This is a genomic window from Pseudotabrizicola algicola (genome assembly GCF_010915705.1).
In the GTDB taxonomy this organism is placed as follows: domain Bacteria; phylum Pseudomonadota; class Alphaproteobacteria; order Rhodobacterales; family Rhodobacteraceae; genus Pseudotabrizicola; species Pseudotabrizicola algicola.
Window position 1 is genome coordinate 97,640 of record NZ_JAAIKE010000005.1, and the last position, 16,725, is coordinate 114,364.

21 protein-coding genes are annotated in these 16,725 nt (G+C 63.7%); 19 read left to right on the forward strand and 2 right to left on the reverse strand.

Features of this window, described 5'->3' with window-relative positions:
- The first annotated feature begins 66 nt into the window (after nucleotides 1-66).
- From G3572_RS15200 to G3572_RS15265, 14 genes are all read left to right on the forward strand, one after another.
- Nucleotides 67-552 (forward strand): VOC family protein, encoded by a 486-nt coding sequence (locus tag G3572_RS15200; protein WP_164613417.1) that lies wholly within the window; start codon nucleotides 67-69, stop codon nucleotides 550-552.
- A gap of 72 nt (nucleotides 553-624) precedes the next feature.
- On the forward strand, nucleotides 625-1,881 hold the full coding sequence (locus G3572_RS15205; protein WP_164613419.1) for an Hsp70 family protein: 1,257 nt from the start codon (nucleotides 625-627) through the stop codon (nucleotides 1,879-1,881).
- A 66-nt stretch (nucleotides 1,882-1,947) separates the two neighbouring features.
- The gene (locus G3572_RS15210) at nucleotides 1,948-2,403 is read left to right on the forward strand and encodes a universal stress protein (protein WP_164613421.1); all 456 of its coding nucleotides are present in this window, start codon (nucleotides 1,948-1,950) and stop codon (nucleotides 2,401-2,403) included.
- Between the two features lie 105 nt (nucleotides 2,404-2,508).
- Nucleotides 2,509-2,697, forward strand: a complete 189-nt coding sequence (locus G3572_RS15215) for a hypothetical protein (RefSeq protein ID WP_164613423.1) — start codon at nucleotides 2,509-2,511, stop codon at nucleotides 2,695-2,697.
- Nucleotides 2,698-2,820: 123 nt separating this feature from the next.
- A complete protein-coding gene (locus tag G3572_RS15220; RefSeq protein WP_164613425.1) occupies nucleotides 2,821-3,384 on the forward strand; it encodes a NifU family protein in 564 nt (187 codons plus the stop codon).
- Nucleotides 3,374-4,003: a tRNA (adenosine(37)-N6)-threonylcarbamoyltransferase complex dimerization subunit type 1 TsaB gene (gene tsaB / locus G3572_RS15225; RefSeq protein WP_164613427.1), complete on the forward strand. Its 630-nt coding sequence runs from the start codon at nucleotides 3,374-3,376 to the stop codon at nucleotides 4,001-4,003. The genes G3572_RS15220 and tsaB overlap by 11 nt, the downstream gene beginning before the upstream one ends.
- Nucleotides 3,996-4,409: a ribosomal protein S18-alanine N-acetyltransferase gene (rimI, locus tag G3572_RS15230; protein ID WP_240335576.1), complete on the forward strand. Its 414-nt coding sequence runs from the start codon at nucleotides 3,996-3,998 to the stop codon at nucleotides 4,407-4,409. Before tsaB ends, rimI begins: the two co-directional genes overlap by 8 nt.
- A 192-nt stretch (nucleotides 4,410-4,601) precedes the next feature.
- Nucleotides 4,602-5,606 (forward strand): BMP family lipoprotein, encoded by a 1,005-nt coding sequence (locus G3572_RS15235; RefSeq protein WP_164613431.1) that lies wholly within the window; start codon nucleotides 4,602-4,604, stop codon nucleotides 5,604-5,606.
- Nucleotides 5,606-7,201 (forward strand): ABC transporter ATP-binding protein, encoded by a 1,596-nt coding sequence (locus G3572_RS15240; RefSeq protein WP_240335577.1) that lies wholly within the window; start codon nucleotides 5,606-5,608, stop codon nucleotides 7,199-7,201. The genes G3572_RS15235 and G3572_RS15240 overlap by 1 nt, the downstream gene beginning before the upstream one ends.
- Nucleotides 7,201-8,304: an ABC transporter permease gene (locus tag G3572_RS15245; RefSeq protein WP_164613433.1), complete on the forward strand. Its 1,104-nt coding sequence runs from the start codon at nucleotides 7,201-7,203 to the stop codon at nucleotides 8,302-8,304. The genes G3572_RS15240 and G3572_RS15245 overlap by 1 nt, the downstream gene beginning before the upstream one ends.
- The gene (locus tag G3572_RS15250) at nucleotides 8,304-9,272 is read left to right on the forward strand and encodes an ABC transporter permease (RefSeq protein ID WP_164613434.1); all 969 of its coding nucleotides are present in this window, start codon (nucleotides 8,304-8,306) and stop codon (nucleotides 9,270-9,272) included. Before G3572_RS15245 ends, G3572_RS15250 begins: the two co-directional genes overlap by 1 nt.
- Before the next feature lie 82 nt (nucleotides 9,273-9,354).
- Complete coding sequence (locus G3572_RS15255; RefSeq protein WP_164613436.1) at nucleotides 9,355-10,158, forward strand: purine-nucleoside phosphorylase; 804 nt, start codon at nucleotides 9,355-9,357, stop codon at nucleotides 10,156-10,158.
- A 79-nt stretch (nucleotides 10,159-10,237) separates the two neighbouring features.
- Entirely contained in the window at nucleotides 10,238-11,158 is a 921-nt protein-coding gene (locus tag G3572_RS15260; RefSeq protein WP_164613438.1) for a sulfite exporter TauE/SafE family protein, read from the forward strand.
- Entirely contained in the window at nucleotides 11,155-11,913 is a 759-nt protein-coding gene (locus G3572_RS15265; protein WP_164613440.1) for a TIGR02186 family protein, read from the forward strand. The genes G3572_RS15260 and G3572_RS15265 overlap by 4 nt, the downstream gene beginning before the upstream one ends.
- A 16-nt stretch (nucleotides 11,914-11,929) precedes the next feature.
- On the opposite strand, the gene G3572_RS15270 is transcribed toward G3572_RS15265, so the two are convergent.
- Together G3572_RS15270 and G3572_RS15275 are read right to left on the reverse strand one after the other, a co-directional pair.
- Nucleotides 11,930-12,445, reverse strand: a complete 516-nt coding sequence (locus tag G3572_RS15270) for a PaaI family thioesterase (protein WP_164613441.1) — start codon at nucleotides 12,443-12,445, stop codon at nucleotides 11,930-11,932.
- Nucleotides 12,442-12,876, reverse strand: coding sequence for a PaaI family thioesterase (locus G3572_RS15275; protein WP_164613443.1), 435 nt, complete (start codon nucleotides 12,874-12,876; stop codon nucleotides 12,442-12,444). The genes G3572_RS15270 and G3572_RS15275 overlap by 4 nt, the downstream gene beginning before the upstream one ends.
- Before the next feature lie 117 nt (nucleotides 12,877-12,993).
- Here G3572_RS15275 and G3572_RS15280 point away from each other — a divergent pair, with 117 nt between their 5' ends.
- From G3572_RS15280 to G3572_RS15300, 5 genes are all read left to right on the forward strand, one after another.
- Nucleotides 12,994-13,374: a MerR family transcriptional regulator gene (locus G3572_RS15280; RefSeq protein ID WP_164613445.1), complete on the forward strand. Its 381-nt coding sequence runs from the start codon at nucleotides 12,994-12,996 to the stop codon at nucleotides 13,372-13,374.
- A 126-nt stretch (nucleotides 13,375-13,500) separates the two neighbouring features.
- On the forward strand, nucleotides 13,501-13,893 hold the full coding sequence (locus tag G3572_RS15285; protein ID WP_164613447.1) for a MerR family transcriptional regulator: 393 nt from the start codon (nucleotides 13,501-13,503) through the stop codon (nucleotides 13,891-13,893).
- A gap of 30 nt (nucleotides 13,894-13,923) precedes the next feature.
- Entirely contained in the window at nucleotides 13,924-15,699 is a 1,776-nt protein-coding gene (locus G3572_RS15290; RefSeq protein ID WP_164613449.1) for an acyl-CoA dehydrogenase C-terminal domain-containing protein, read from the forward strand.
- A gap of 65 nt (nucleotides 15,700-15,764) precedes the next feature.
- Entirely contained in the window at nucleotides 15,765-15,977 is a 213-nt protein-coding gene (locus G3572_RS15295) for a hypothetical protein (RefSeq protein ID WP_164613451.1), read from the forward strand.
- Between the two features lie 103 nt (nucleotides 15,978-16,080).
- Nucleotides 16,081-16,716 (forward strand): glutathione S-transferase family protein, encoded by a 636-nt coding sequence (locus G3572_RS15300; RefSeq protein ID WP_164613453.1) that lies wholly within the window; start codon nucleotides 16,081-16,083, stop codon nucleotides 16,714-16,716.
- Nucleotides 16,717-16,725: the final 9 nt, after the last annotated feature.

The window sequence follows — 16,725 nt, forward strand, 5'->3', positions numbered from 1 at the left end:
GCGCCTATGGAGATGGCCAGCAATGGTCTATGATCGCTTTCGCAGGGCAGCTGTCCGAAGGAGACGATGATGCATACCATTCACCCCGGCACCCGCGTGGGCCATGTCCATCTCAAGGTGGCCGATCTGGACCGTGCCATCGGCTTTTACGGCGGCCTTCTGGGCTTTGGGGTGACGCAGCGCTATGGGCCGCAGGCGGTCTTTCTGGCGGCGGGGGGCTATCATCACCACATCGGCCTGAACACTTGGGAAAGCGCTGGCAGCACACCGCCACCCCCCGGCCACACCGGACTTTACCACACCGCCTTTCTGTTTCCCGACCGCAAGGCACTGGCGCAGGTGTTCAAGCGGCTGGTCGAAGCGCGCTGGCCGATTGATGGCGCCGCCGACCACGGGGTGAGCGAGGCGATCTACCTGCGCGACCCCGACGAGAACGGCGTCGAGCTTTACGTCGACCGTCCCGAAAGCGCATGGCCGCGTGATGCGAACGGCACCCTGGCGATGGTGAACAAGCGGCTTGATCTGGCCGCCCTGCTGGCCGAGGCCAATTGATCCGCGCACGGGTGGGCCTTTACAGCGCGCCGCAAAGCGCTTAGGTCCGCCCGCTTGCAGTCAGGGGGCAACATGGCACAGGCAGGCGTCTGCGGGGTGGACTTTGGCACCTCCAATTCCACCGTTTCAATTCCTGCGGGCGACGGAGCGCGGCTGATCGCGCTCGAGGGCGAGCACACGACCCTGCCCTCTGCGGTGTTCTGGGATGCCGAGGGCGCGCCGCCCCAGTTCGGACGTGCGGCGATGGCGGCCTATGTCGAGGGCGAGGACGGGCGGCTGATGCGCGGGCTGAAAAGCGCGCTCGGGTCCGATCTGATCCACGAGAAAACCAAGGTCGGCAACCGCGCGATCGCCTTTACCCAGATCATCGGACGCTTTTTCGCCCATCTGCGCACGCGGCTGGAGGCGGCACAACCCGGGACCGAGCATGTCGTGCTGGGTCGTCCGGTGCATTTCGTCGATGACGACACGGCGGGCGATCAGGCGGCGCAGGATGTGCTGGAGGCGATTGCCCGCGAACAGGGGTTCACCGAAATCGGCTTCCAGTATGAGCCGATTGCGGCGGCGCTGGATTATGAAAGCCGGATCAAGGGCGAGGAACTGGTGCTGATCGTGGACATCGGCGGCGGCACCACCGACTTTTCGGTGATCCGCGTTTCGCCCGAAGGCGCGCGGCGGGCGGACCGGTCGGGCGACATTCTTGCCAATCACGGCCTGCGCTTGGGCGGCACCGATCTGGACCGCCTGCTCAGCCTTGACCATATCATGCCGGAACTGGGGTTCGGCTCGCTCGTGCATGGCGGCAAAGCCCCGATGCCGCAGCACTACTATCTCGATCTGGCAAGCTGGCACCGGATCAACGCGATGTATGCACCCGCTGTCGCACGTGAAATCAAGGAGTTGCGCCAGCGGGCGATCCGGCCCGATCTGCTGGACCGGATGCTTTCGGTGCTGGAGCAGCGGCAGGGTCATTCACTGGCCATGGCGGCAGAGGCGGCCAAGATCGACCTGTCAGCGCGCAGCATGACCCAGATCGAGATTGCCGCGCTGACCGGCGCGCGGGACAAGACATTGTCGCGCACGGGGTTTGAAACCACGGTGGAACAGCCTGTCTTGCGGCTGACCTCGGGTCTTGCCGAAGTGCTGCGGCGGGCCGGAGTGGCACCGCAGCAGATCGGCACCGTATTCATGACCGGCGGCTCTGCCAGCCTGCCCGTGCTGCGCGATGCTGTCACCCGTTGCCTGCCGTCCACGCCTATCGCCACCGGAGACATGTTCGGCAGCGTCGGCACCGGGCTTGCGCTGGACGCAGCCCGCCGCTTTGCCTGAACTGCCTTCAAGGCTTGCCAGCCCCCGTTGCCGTCGCCATGATGCCTCCGCTTGGGGAGAATACAGATGCGGAAGTTTCTTGTCGTGCTGGATGACAGCAGGGAATGTCTGAACGCAATGCGATTTGCCGCCTTGCGCGCGGCACATACCGGTGCGGGCGTCACCATTCTGTCGGTGATCCCACCCGAAGAATACCAGCACTGGATGGGCGTTGCCGACCTGATGCGCGCCGAAGCCCGCGAAAGGATCGAGGCGCATTTCGAGGTTTTCGCCAAATGGATGCGCGACAAACAGGGCGTGAACCCGAACCTTGTCATCCGCGAGGGGGATTCGGTGACCGAGATCCTGAAACTGGTGGCGGAGGACCCCGAAATCGGGGTGCTTGTCCTGGGGGCAGGCAGCGACAAATCGGGACCCGGCCCGCTGGTCACCCAGATGTCGAAAAACGCGGGGGGCCTGCCGATCCCGATCACCATCGTTCCGGGCGAGATGTCGAAAGAGCGGCTGGAGCGTATCACCTGACCCATGCGCGAGGCGCAGAGCGGCGATGCGGCCTTGGACCTTTTGCTCGGGCGCTCGGGCGATTAGCTCTCGTGCAGGGAGGAGAGCAACGAAAGGGCCAATGCCATGACCGCTCTCCCATCGCAGAGCATGTTTCACCTGCCGACCCATGTCACAGCGCTTGCGCGGGCGCGGGCGGCCACGCCGGACTATTGCAACTCGGCCTCCGCCGACAAGATTCACGCACCTCTGCGCGCCCTGACCCCGATCGAGGCGATGTATGCCTATTTCGGATCGGACGAGGCGCTAGACTGACCAAGGGCGTGCTGTCCGGCCGCACCGCTGGCAGGCGCACAGGGGGGCAGCCACCCGGACGGCCAGCAGGTTGACTTGTGCCGGGCAAAGGCCCATATCCGAGTGGAACTGTCGGAGATAGCCATGTTCATCCAGACCGAGTCGACCCCGAACCCCGCCACGCTGAAATTCCTGCCCGGCCAGACCGTGCTTGATCTTGGCACGGCTGATTTCCCGACCGCCGAGGCGGCTGAAAAATCGCCCTTGGCCCGCCGCATCTTTGCCGCAGGCGGAGTGACAGGTGTGTTCTTCGGTGCCGATTTCGTCACGGTGACCAAGGCAGATGACACCGACTGGCAGCACATCAAGCCCGCCATCCTTGGCGCCATCATGGAGCATTACCAGTCCGGCGCTCCGGTGATGGAGGGTGAGGCAAAGCCTGCGGGCGGCCATGCCGAACATACGGGCGAGGATGGCGAGATCGTGCGCCAGATCAAGGAATTGCTGGACACGCGCGTGCGGCCCGCGGTGGCACAGGACGGTGGCGACATCACCTTCCACGGCTTTGACCGCGGTGTGGTGTATCTGCACATGCAAGGCGCCTGCGCGGGGTGTCCTTCCTCGACCCTGACGCTGAAGATGGGCATCGAGAACCTGTTGCGCCATTACATTCCGGAAGTGACCGAGGTGCGTCCGGTTGCCGCCTGACGCCATTCTGGCCTTTGACACATCGGCGGCGCATTGCGCCGCCGCTTTGCTTTTGCCCGATGGCCGTTGCCTTATGCGGCACGAGGAGATGGCAAAGGGACAGGCCGAGCGCCTGATCCCGCTGCTGGAAGAACTCTTGTCCGAGGGCGGCATCGGCTGGCACGATCTGGCGGCGATTGCAGTCGGCACCGGGCCGGGCAATTTCACAGGGGTGCGCATTTCCGTCGCGGCGGCGCGCGGGCTGGCCCTGTCCTTGGGGGTGCCTGCCATCGGGGTCACGCGGCTCGAGGCGCTCGCCTTTGGGCTGCCGCGCCCTGTGACCGTTGTCGAAGATGCGCGGCGCGAGGAAGCTTATGTGCAAACCTTTCAACAAGATGGCGCGGGTCCGGCTGTGTTGCGGCCCCTTGCGGGGCTAGAGCCCGCAACGCCAGTGACCGGATCGGCGGCGGCGGCCTTGGGCCTGCCGGTTCTGCCGCAACCGACGCCACTGGTCGAGGCAACGGCGCGGCTGGCGGCGGGCCGTCTGGACCATCCGCAGCCGCGCCCTGCCCCCTTCTATCTGCGCGGGGCCGATGCCGCGCCGCCAAGCGACCCGCCCCCGGTTATCCTCGATGCCTGACATCGCCGCTCTGGCAGCGATCCATGCCGCCTGTTTCACCCTGCCGCGCCCGTGGTCTGCCGCCGAGATCGAAAGCCTGCTCGGCAGCCCCGAGGTGTTTGCGCTGGTCGAATCAAGCGGTTTTCTGATGGGGCGCGTGGTCGCCGACGAGGCGGAAATGCTGACACTTGCCGTCATGCCGGACGCGCGGCGCACGGGAATGGGGCGCAGCCTGGTTCAACGCTTTGTGACCGAGGCGCGCGTGCGCGGCGCAGCGCAGGCTTTTCTGGAGGTTGCAGCCTCAAATTGCGGAGCTATCGCGCTTTATCGGCAGGCGGGATTCGTGGAAGTCGGGCGGCGCAAGGGGTATTACAGCGAGCCGGATGGCACCCGTGTCGATGCGTTGGTGCTGTCGCGCGCCCTGTAACGCCACGTCAGATCGCCCCTGCGCTGCCCGGAATTTGATCGGAAGATCAAATCTGATGCGCCGCCTTTCAAATGGCACTTGACCCTTTGCCGCGACCCTGCCCTAAATTGCAACGATCCGGACACCCGCTGTTGCGGTATGTCTTGGGCAACAAAAAACGTAATCGTCGTAATGACAACCGGGAGACTCTCCATGACCATGATGAAGCAGCTTTTGGGCGCAGCCGGTGCGCTGGCGCTGACCGCTGGCGTTGCCAGTGCGGAACCGGCGCTGATCTACGATCTGGGTGGCAAATTCGACAAATCCTTCAACGAAGCCGCGTTCAACGGGGCCGAGCGCTGGGCGCAGGAAACCGGCGGCACCTACAAGGAAATCGAGATGCAGAACGAGGCCCAGCGTGAGCAAGCGCTGCGCCGTCTGGCCGAAGCGGGGTCCAACCCGATTGTGACCACCGGCTTTGGCATGTCTGACCCGATCGCCACCGTCTCCAAGGACTTCCCCGACACCAAGTTCGTCACCATCGACGGCTTTGTGGACCCTGCCGCGCATCCGAACGTTCTGTCCATCGGCTTTGCCGAGCATGAAGGTTCGTATCTGGTCGGCATGATGGCTGCCCTGGCCAGCAAGACCGGCACCGTCAGCTTTGTCGGCGGCATGGACATTCCGCTGATCCGCAACTTTGCCTGCGGCTATGCCCAAGGCGCAAAGGCGGCAAACCCCGACATCAACTTCATCTCGAACATGACCGGCACCACCCCCGCCGCATGGAACGACCCGGTGAAGGGTTCGGAACTGGCCAAGGCGCAAAAGGCGCAAGGCTCTGACGTGATCTTCGCCGCCGCAGGGGGCACCGGTCTGGGCGTTCTGCAGGCCGCCGCTGACGAAGGCATCCTGTCGATCGGCGTCGACAGCAACCAGAACCACCTGCACCCGGGTTCGGTCCTGACCTCGATGCTCAAGCGTGTGGATGTCGCCGTCTACAACTCGATGAAGCAGGGCGAGGCGCTCGACACCACGCCGCAGGCTCTCAACCTGGCCTCGGACGGGGTCGGCTATGCGATGGACGAGCACAACGCCGCGCTGGTCACCCCCGAGATGCAGGCTGCTGTCGATGCCGCCGCCGAGAAGATCAAGTCGGGCGAGCTGGTGGTGCATGACTACCGCACCGACGACACCTGCCCGGTTGCCACGTTCTGATGGCCGCTTCGGCAGACAACATGGGGCGGCAGGCAACTGCCGCCCCCTTTGCCATCGAGTTGAAGGGCATCTCCAAAGCCTTTGGCCCGGTTCAGGCAAACAAGGACATCAACATCGCCGTGCCGAAAGGCACGATCCACGGCATCATCGGTGAGAACGGTGCCGGAAAATCGACCCTGATGTCGATTCTCTACGGATTTTACAAAGCCGATTCCGGCCAGATCCTCGTGGGCGGCCAGCCCACCCCGATTCCCGACAGCCAGAGCGCCATTCGCGCCGGTATCGGGATGGTGTTCCAGCATTTCAAACTGGTGCAGAACTTCACCGTTCTGGAAAACATCGTGCTTGGCGCCGAAGAGGGCGCATTGCTCAACACCTCGCTGGGCAAGGCGCGGCAGGTGCTCAAGGACCTTGCGCAGGAATACGGGCTGAACGTCGACCCGGACGCGCTGATCGAGGATCTTTCGGTCGGCCACCAGCAGCGCGTCGAGATCCTGAAGGCGCTGTACCGGCAGGCCGACATCCTCATTCTGGACGAGCCCACCGGCGTTCTGACGCCGGACGAGGCCGACCATCTGTTCCGCATCCTGCGCGGGCTGAAGGATCAGGGCAAAACCATTATCCTGATCACCCACAAGCTGCGCGAGATCATGGAAGCCACCGACAATGTCAGCGTGATGCGGCGCGGCACGATGGTGGCCACCGTCAAGACGCGTGACACCAGCCCCGAACAGCTTGCCGAACTGATGGTGGGCCGCAAGGTGCTTCTGGAGGTAGAGAAAACGCCGCCCGCCCCCGGCAAGGTCGTGCTGTCAGTGCAGGACCTGCGCGTGCGTGACGAACATGGGGTCGAACGGCTCAAGGGCGTGAGCCTCGATATCCGCGCCGGGGAAATCCTCGGCATCGCGGGGGTGGCGGGCAATGGCCAGTCAGAACTGCTCGCAGCTTTGGGCGGCATGACCAAGGCCAGCGGAACGATTACCCTGAACGGGGTGCCGCTGCCCCTCTCCGGCCCCGGCTCCGACGGGCAAAGCCGCCGCGAGGCGGGCATCGCCCATGTTCCGGAAGACCGCCACCACCACGGGCTCATCCTAGATTTCGCCGCTTGGGAAAACGTCGCCTTCGGCTACCACAACGACCCGAAATATCAGAAATCGGCCCTGTTCATGGATAACGACGCCCTGCGCGCCGATACCGAGAAGAAGATGGCCACCTATGACGTGCGCCCGCCGATCCCCACGCTGGAAGCGAAGAACTTTTCCGGCGGCAACCAGCAAAAGATTGTCGTTGCACGCGAGGTGGAACAGAACCCCGATCTCTTGCTGATCGGCCAGCCGACGCGCGGGGTCGACATCGGGGCCATCGAATTCATTCACAAGCAGATCGTCGCCCTGCGGGATGCGGGCAAGGCTATCTTGCTGGTCAGCGTGGAACTTGACGAAATCATGTCGCTGTCGGACCGCATCGCCGTGATGTTTGACGGCCAGATCATGGGCATGCGTGACCCCGCCAGCACCGACGAGCGCGAGCTGGGGATGCTGATGGCCGGCATGACAGGCACAAGCGACGCCAAGCTCAAGAAAGAGGCTTACTGATGGACCGTTTGCCAAGATGGGCCGACCTGACCTTGGTGCCGCTGGTCAGCCTGCTGTTTGCGGCGGTGATTTCCGCGCTGGTGTTGCTGTCCATCGGGCAAAGCCCGACCGAGGCGCTGAAGGTGATGATCGACGGGGCGCTCGGCTCTCCCTACGGGTGGGGCTATACGCTCTATTACGCCACCAGCTTCATCTTCACCGGCCTTGCGGTCACGGTGGCTTTCCATGCGGGTCTGTTCAACATCGGCGGTGAAGGTCAGGCGCAAATCGGCGGGCTGGGCGTGGCCCTGGTCTGCCTGTCGCTGCCTTGGCCGCACTGGACGGTGGCACTTGCTGCGGCCACGGCAGGCGCGGCGCTGTTCGGGGCAGCTTGGGCCGCCATACCGGCCTATTTGCAGGCCAAACGTGGCAGCCATATTGTCATCACCACGATCATGTTCAACTATATCGCCGCCGCGCTGATGGTTTATGTGCTGGTCGATGTGCTGCGCCCGACTGGGCAGATGGACCCCGCCTCGGCGCGGTTTCCGGTGGGGGCGCAACTGCCCGCGCTGAATGACATTCCCGGCTTTAGCCTGATCTTCCAGCGGCCGGTGCCTGCCAATATCACTCTGCTGATCGCGCTTGCGATGGCCGTGGTGGTCTGGGCGCTGCTCTGGCGCACGCGGCTTGGCTATCAGATCCGCGCCTTCGGAAAATCCGAGGCCGCGGCCAAATATGCCGGTATCAATCCGGTGCGCATCACCATCATCGCCATGCTGATCTCGGGCGGGCTGGCCGGCATGATGAGCATCAACAACGTGATGGGCGAAGCAGAACGGCTCCTGCAGAACTCGTCCGAGGGGGCGGGCTTCATCGGCATCGCCGTGGCACTGATGGGCCGCAACCACCCGTTCGGCGTGGTGCTGGCGGCGCTGCTCTTCGGCTTTCTTTATCAGGGCGGGGCGGAACTGGGCCTTTGGACCAGCATCCCGATCGAGATGCGCATCGTGGTGCAAGGCCTTGTGATCCTGTTCACCGGCGCACTCGACATGATGGTGCGCATGATCCTCGAGCGGCTCTTCGCGCTGGTCCGTTCGGCCAAAGCGGTGAGGGCAGCCTGATGGATTACGCAACGCTTCTGCAAGTCCTTGACACCACGGTGCGCCTTGCCACCCCGTTGCTGCTTGCCTGCCTCGCGGGGCTCTACTCCGAGCGGGCCGGCATCTTCGACATCGGTCTGGAAGGCAAAATGCTGTCCGCGGCAATGTCGGCAGGGGCGGTCGCTGCCCTGACGGGGTCGGCTTGGGCGGGGCTGCTGGCCGGGATCGGTGCGTCGATGCTGTTCGCAGCGCTGCACGGGCTTGCCGCCATCACCTTCCGCGGCAACCAGCTGATTTCGGGTGTGGCGCTGAACTTTCTGGCGTCGGGCCTGACTGTGCTGATCGCGCAGGCCATGTTCAAGCAAGGCGGGCGCACACCGCCCCTGTCGGGGGATGCCCGCTTCAACCCGGTGACCTTGCCCGGCGCCGAGGCCCTGCGCGATGTGCCGCTGATCGGCCCGCTCTATTACGAGGTGATTTCGGGCCATTCGGTGCTGGTCTACATCGCCTTCCTGATCGTTCCCTTCACATGGTGGGTGCTGTTCCGTACCCGCTTTGGCCTGCGCCTGCGCGCCGTCGGGGAAAATCCGGCGGCGGTCGATACGGCGGGCGTCTCTGTCATTGGCCTGCGCTTTGCCGCCGTGGCCATCACCGGCATTCTGTGCGGTGTTGCGGGGGCCTATATGGCAACCGCGCTTCAGGCCGGTTTTGGCCGCGAGATGACCGCAGGGCGCGGATACATCGCGCTCGCGGCGCTCATCTTTGCCAAATGGCGCCCCGTCGCGGCAATGTGGGCCTGCCTTCTGTTCGGCTTTTTCCAGGCGCTCGCCCTGCGGCCCGATGTGGTGCAGTCCGTGGTCCAGATGAAGGTGCCGGTGCCGCTGCTTGACGCCCTGCCCTACATCCTGACCGTGCTGGTGCTGGCGGGATTTGTCGGCAAGGCCATCCCGCCACGCGCGGGCGGACAACCCTATGTGAAAGAACGCTGACGCGCGCGCCTGCAACCTGCCCCCGGGGTTTGCCTCGGGGGCAACGGCCCGCCGGAGCCATGCAAGAACAAAGGACCGTACCATGAGTGTGACATCAGAAGCAGCCGATCTGATCCGGCAGCGTGCCGGAGCAGAGCCGGTGCGGCTCGGGCTGATCCTTGGCTCCGGTCTGGGCCATCTTGCCCATGCGGTGGAAGGTGTCGCGATTCCCTACGCCGACCTTCCGGGCTTTCCACATGCCGCCGTTTCTGGGCACAATCCGCATCTGCATGTCGGTCTGCTCAATGGCGTGCGCGTGGCGGTGCTGGGCGCGCGCGAGCATTACTACGAAAAGGGCAATCCTGCGGCCATGCGGCTGGCGCTGGAGGTTCTGAGGGACCTTGGCGCGCGCGATCTTATCCTGACAAATGCCGCAGGATCGATGCGGCCCGACATTCCGCCGGGCGATCTGATGCTGCTGACCGACCATATCAATTACAGCGGCCTGAACCCGCTGATCGGGGAGCCGACGGATGCGCGTTTCGTCCCGATGACCGATGCCCATAACCCGGCCCTGCGCGCCGCGCTTTCGGACAGCGCAAAAGCCGAAGGCATCGATCTGAAGGGCGGGGTCTATGCGTGGTATTCCGGCCCGTCCTTCGAGACTCCCGCCGAAATCCGCATGCTCAAGCTTCTGGGTGCGGATGCCGTGGGCATGTCCACTGTACCAGAGATCATTCTGGCCCGCTTTCTGGGGCTGCGCTGCGCCGCAATCTCCACCATCACCAACATGGCGGCGGGCATGTCGGACGAGCAGATCAGCCATGAACACACCAAGGCGATGGCCCCCTTGGGTGCGGCAAAACTGGAACGCATCCTGCGGCATTTCCTGAACACGCTGCGATGAGGCGGATCGGGGTTTGACTTCCCTGCCAAAGGCGCGCAACCCTTTGGACTGACCGCCCTTTCGCCTGCCGGGGCCACTGATGCAGATTTTTCTTCCCATTGCCGATATTTCGGTGAACATGTTCCTTCTTTTGGGAATTGGCGGCGTGGTCGGGTTCCTGTCGGGGCTGTTCGGTGTGGGGGGCGGATTTCTGATCACCCCGTTGCTGTTCTTCATCGGCATTCCGCCCGCCATCGCCGTGGCAACCGGCGCCAATCAGGTGGTGGCCTCTTCGGTTTCGGGGGTGCTGGCGCAGCTCAAGCGCAAGGCTGTCGACTTTCCCATGGGCTTTGTCCTGCTGGCCGGCGGTATGGTCGGTTCGGCGTCGGGCGTCTGGGTTTTCGCGCGGCTTACGGCGGCGGGTCAGGTCGACCTGTTTGTGCAACTCTCCTATGTGCTTTTCCTCGGGCTGATCGGCCTGACGATGTTCTGGGAATCGGTGATCGCGCTGCGCCGCACGCGAAAGCCCGGCGCGCCCATCCGCCGGTCGCATACGCATAACTGGGTGCATGGCCTGCCCTTCAAGATGAAATTCCGCGCCTCGGGCCTTTACATCTCGGTGCTGCCCCCCTTGGCGGTCGGGGCCTTGGTGGGCTTTCTCGCCGCGATCATGGGGGTGGGCGGCGGGTTCATCATGGTGCCTGCCATGATCTATCTTTTGGGGATGCCGACCAAGGTGGTGATCGGAACCTCCCTGTTCCAGATCATCTTCGTGACGGCCTTCACCACGGTGATGCATGCGGTCACCGCCAATACGGTGGATATGATGCTGGCGGTGCTGCTGATCTTTGGCGGCGTCATCGGGGCGCAGATCGGGGCCGCGGTGAGCGGGCGGCTCAAGGCCGAGCAATTGCGCATCCTGCTGTCGCTGCTGGTGCTGGGCGTGGCCTTCAAGATCGCGCTGGACCTGCTGCTGCGCCCGTCCGAGCTTTACACCATCGCGCCGGGGTTGTTGCCATGATCCGCGCCGCGCTGTTGTTCTGCCTTTTCGCGCTGCCCGCCGCCGCGTCCACAGAAGACATTGTGGCAGGTCTCAGCCAGAACCGGGTGTCGATCACGGCGGATTTCGAAGGCTCCGAAATCCTGATCTACGGCGCGGTGCGGCGCACGGCCCCCGCACCGGAAGGCCAATTGCATGTCATCATCACCGTCGAAGGGCCTGCAACTCCTGTGACCGTGCGCAGGAAGGAACGGACGGCTGGCATATGGATCAACCGCGAGTCGGTGCAGATCGCGAGCGCCCCGTCGTTCTATGCCATCGCGACCACAGGTCGGCTGAAGGAAATCCTGTCCGAGACAGAGAACCTGCGGCATCAGATCACCATTCCGCGTGCGATCCGGGCGGTGGGGATCTCGCAACAGGCTGCCAATGCGCCCGAGTTTCTGGAGGCGCTGATCCGCGTGCGCGAGAGCGAGAACCGCTATCGCCTGAACGAGCGCTCGGTCCAATTCACCCAGTCCACCCTGTTCCGCTCGGATGTAGTGCTGCCCGCCAACCTGACCGAGGGGCTGTACAGGGTGCGCATCTTCCTCACGCGGGACGGACAAGTGGTGGACAAGATCGAGCGGCAGATCAACGTGCGCAAAGAGGGGCTGGAGCGGTTCCTGTTCAATCTCTCGCGCGATCAGCCGCTGATCTACGGGTTGCTCTCGCTGCTTATCGCGGTGGTGGCCGGCTACGGAGCCTCGGCGGCCTTCCGGCTGTTCAAGCGCTAGACCGAGGCACCCGCCACTACTCGGCAGGTGCGCCGGGTGCGGGCGGCATCAGGAAATGCCCGGTGCCTTGCGCGAAAAGCCGCGTGCGGTTGTCTTGCCATGCCTCGACATGCACGCTGGCATAGCGCCTGCCCGACCGGTTGATCCGCGCCCGCGCATAGGCATCTCGCGGCAGGCCCGACCGCAGGTAATCCACGGTGAAATCGATGGTCTTGGGCAGGCGGACCTGTCCAAGGTCGGCGGTCAGGTCCAGCCGTCCGGCCTCCATCTCCTCCCACAGATTGCCCCATGCCAGTTCGATGATCGCCGCCACCTCGAGAAAGGCCGCCGTGACCCCGCCATGCAGCGCGGGCAAGGCCGGATTGCCGATCAGCTTTTCGTCGAAGGGCAGGATTGCCGTCAACTCGTCACCGCGGCGGTCGAACTGGATGCCGAGGTAGGCGATATAGGGAACGCCGGACAACAGACTGCGCAGGGCGGCATCGCGCCGCTGCTTGACCACTTGCACGGGTTCGGGGCGTGCGGGCTTCATGCGGCGTTTCCTTTGGGCCGATCAAGCGTAAAGGCACCCGTCGCGGCGGCAACAGGCCGCGTCTCGTCCTCATCGACCGCAGTCACGCGGACAAAGGCGACCGAGCGGGTCACGTGATAGCACTCGGCATGCGCGGTGATCTTCTGGCCCGGCGTCGCCGCGCGGAAATAGTCGATGCGCAGATCGAGTGTGGCGGTAGAGACCGGGGCCACCGGATGACACATCACCGCCGCCCCCGATGCCGTGTCCATCAACGCCGAAACCGCGCCGCCGTGGATGACCCCCGTGGCAGGGTCCCCCACAAAGCGCAGATCGTAAGGCATGGAAATCACGGCCTTGCCATCGCCCAGACTTTCAAACGACATACCCAAGGCGCGGGCATGCGGAATAGCCTCGATGAACTGGCGGGCGATGCGGATGATATCGGTCATGGCGTCTCCTTGCGGCCCATAATCGCCGCTTCGCTTGCCGCCGCAAGACCGGAAATGACGGCGCGGGCGTTGCGCACCGCACGATCCGTGCTTAGTCTTGGGCAACGGAGGACCAGAATGACCGACACCAACCGCCTCAGCTTCAAGGAAATGTGTGCCCGGTTCGACGTTACCCCGCGCACGCTGCGTTACTACGAATACATCGAGTTGCTCTCTCCTGAAAAAGAAGGGCGCGCGCGGTTTTACGGGCCGCGAGAACTGGCGCGAATGACGCTGATCCTTCGGGGGCGCCGCTTTGGCTTCAGCCTTGAAGAAATCCGCCAATGGCTGCTGATCTATCGCCAGCAAGGCAGCCGTCCACAGTATGAAACGTTTCTGGGTCTTGCCGACCGCCAACTTGGCGCGCTGGAGCAGCAACGCGCGGAGCTTGACGCCACCATCGAAGACCTGCGCGCCCTGCGCGCGACAACGGTCGACGCGCTCGCAAAGCTCGATTGATCTGACATCACGTCACCCGGTTTTCTGACGTGACGTTACATTTACGTTAACGTCAAGCACTCTAGTATGCTCGGTCAAAAGCACACATCTGCCTAGCACAGACGATGTGGCAAAGAGTGCATGACGATGACCGATGACCTGATGACCATTCGCCAGATGTGTGACAGTTTCGATGTCACGCCGCGCACCTTGCGCTTCTATGAGGCCAAGGAACTGCTGTTTCCGCAGCGCGATGGCACGCGCCGGCTGTTCACCCGGCGGGATCGCGCGCGGCTGACGCTGATCCTGCGCGGCAAGCGGTTTGGCTTCAGCCTCGAGGATATCCGGCAGGTGCTCGATCTCTATGATCGGGACGGCTCGAACCATGCGCAGGCCATTCGGACCTATGAACTGGCGCAACAGCGCCTCGCCCAGATGGAGGCGCAGCGCGCCGAACTCGATGAGGCGATTGCCGAACTCAAGACCGAACTCGACGCGGGCAAGGCGATGATCGCCAGCCTGCGCCGTGCCGCGGAATGATCCAGAACAAGACCAAGGGAGAGAGCACCGATGCCAACCTACACCGCCCCCGTCAAGGACATGCAATTCCTTCTGCACAATGTCCTGAAAGTTACGGCTTCCGACACGCCCGGCTATGGCGAACTGGATGAAGGCTTCACTGCCGCCGTGCTGGAAGAGGCGGGCAAGGTCGCGTCAGAGGTTCTGGCCCCGCTGAACGCTGTAGGCGACCGTGAGGGGTGCGTGCTGGAAAACGGCATCGTGCGCACGCCCAAGGGCTTCGATGCCGCCTTCGCCGCGATGAAAGAGGGCGGCTGGACCGCGCTCGACTGCGACCCCGAGTATGGCGGTCAGGGCCTGCCCTATCTGATGGGCACCGCGGTGGGCGAGATTTTCGTTTCGGCCAACATGGCCTTCAACATGTATCAGGGCCTGACCCACGGCGCCTATTCCGCGATCCATACCCACGGCACCGATGCGCAGAAGGCGCAGTATCTGCCCAAGATGGTGTCCTGTGACTGGACCGGCACCATGAACCTGACAGAGCCGCATTGCGGCACCGACCTCGGGCTGATGCGCACCAAGGCCGAACCGCAGGAGGACGGCAGCTATCTGATCACCGGCCAGAAGATCTTCATTTCGGCGGGTGAGCATGATCTGGCCGAGAACATCATCCATCTGGTGCTGGCCAAGGCTCCCGGCGGCGGCGAAGGCACCAAGGGGATCTCTCTGTTCATCGTGCCGAAATTCCTCGTGAACGAGGATGGCTCGCTTGGTGCGCGCAACAGCCTGTCTTGCGGCAAGATCGAAGAAAAGATGGGCATTCACGGGAATGCCACCTGCGTCATGAACTATGACGGGGCCAAGGGCTGGCTTCTGGGTGATCTGCACAAAGGCATGCGGGCCATGTTCACCATGATGAACGAGGCGCGTCTGGGCGTCGGCCTGCAAGGCTATGCCCAGGCGGCCGCAGCCTATGAAAATGCGCTCGCCTATGCCAAGGACCGTCTGCAAGGGCGCGACGTGACCGGGGCAAAGAACCCGTCCGGCCCCGCCGATCCGCTGATCGTGCATCCCGACATCCGCCGCAACCTGATGGAGCAGAAAAGCTTTGTCGAAGGCGCGCGGGCGCTGACCTTCTGGGCCGCGCACCTGATCGACCGTTCGGTGCGTCAGGATGATGCGGCGGCCGAAGGGCTGGTCAGCCTGATGATCCCGGTCATCAAGGGGTTCCAGACCGACAAGGGCTTCGACATGGCGGTGCAGGCCCAGCAGGTGTTCGGCGGGCATGGCTATATCGAGGAATGGGGTATGAGCCAGTTCGCCCGCGACGCGCGGATCGCCATGATCTACGAAGGCGCGAACGGGGTGCAGGCACTTGATCTGGTCGGCCGCAAGCTGGCGCAGGATGGCGGCAAGCATGTGATGGCCTTCTTCGACATGGTCAAGGCCGAGTGCAAGGCGCATGACGGCGATGACCGCATGAAGGGCTTTACCGAACCGCTGAAACTGGCCTCGAAACAGTTGCAGCAGGCGGGCATGTTCTTCATGCAAAGCGGCATGAAGAACCCCAACACCGCCCTGTCGGGCAGCTATGATTTCATGCACCTGATGGGCCATGTCTGCCTTGGCCTGATGTGGACGCGCATGGCGCGGGCCGCCTATGACGCGCTGGATGGCGGACATGCCGACCGTGACTATCTGGAAGCCAAGATCGCCACCGGCCGCTTCTACATGGCACGGCAACTGCCCGCCTGCGGCATGCATCTTGCGCGGATCGAAAGCGGGGCCGAGACGGTCATGGCCTTGCCCGCCGAGGCGTTCTAGACTGGGCTGCGACAGGGGCACGATTTTTCGCGAAAGATCTGCCCCGCCCCAGACGGAGAACCCAGATGCCCAAACGTTTTCGCCTGACCCGCCGCTTTCCCGTCGCCATGACCGAAGACGGCTACCGCAGATTGAAACGTTTCGCCGCCGAGGCCGGGCTGGATGAAGGAGAGGCGCTGTCGTTCCTGTTCGAACATTTCGACAGTGTCACCCACAGCGAAAATCTGGCCCACAGGCTCCGGCTGTTCAATTCGGAACTCGAAGACCGCAAACGCTGACACTTCAGACCCTGCGGCCTTCGTCTGTTCCCGAAACGCCTCCGGCAATCCGGGGGCGCAAAACACCGGCACAGCAGCCGGAGACACAGGGGAGGAGACAGGGATGACGGTGCAGCTCTACTGCTTTGGCGAAAGCGGCAACGCCTATAAATGCGCGTTGGCGCTCGTCTTCAGCGACACGCCCTGGCAGGCGCGCTATGTCGATTTCTTCAACGGCGAGACCCGCACCGCCGCTTATCGCGCGCTCAACCCTATGGGCGAGGTTCCGGTGCTGGTGAGCGGTGATGAGGTGCTTACGCAGTCGGGCAGCATCCTGATGCACATCGCGGCGCAGACGGGCAAGCTGGGAGGCTCCACAAAGCAGGAACAGGCCGAAATCCTGCGCTGGATCCTGTGGGACAATCACAAGCTGTCGACGCAGATCGGCACGGTGCGGTTCCTGATGAACTTCCTGCCCGCCGAAAAGCGCCCCGAAGGTGTGGTCCCGTTCCTGCAGGGCCGCCTGAAGGCCGCCTATACCGTTCTGAACGATCATCTGGCCGCGCGCGACTGGGTGGTTGGCGATGGCCCGACCATCGCCGACCTGTCGTGCTGCGGTTATCTCTATTACCCCGAACCCTTTGGCTTTGACCGCAAGGACTGGCCCCATATCGATGCCTGGCTGGACCGCATCAGCGCCCTGCCCGGCTGGAAACACCCCTATGAATTGATGCCCGGCTCCCCTGCGGACCGGACATAAGGAGAAGAC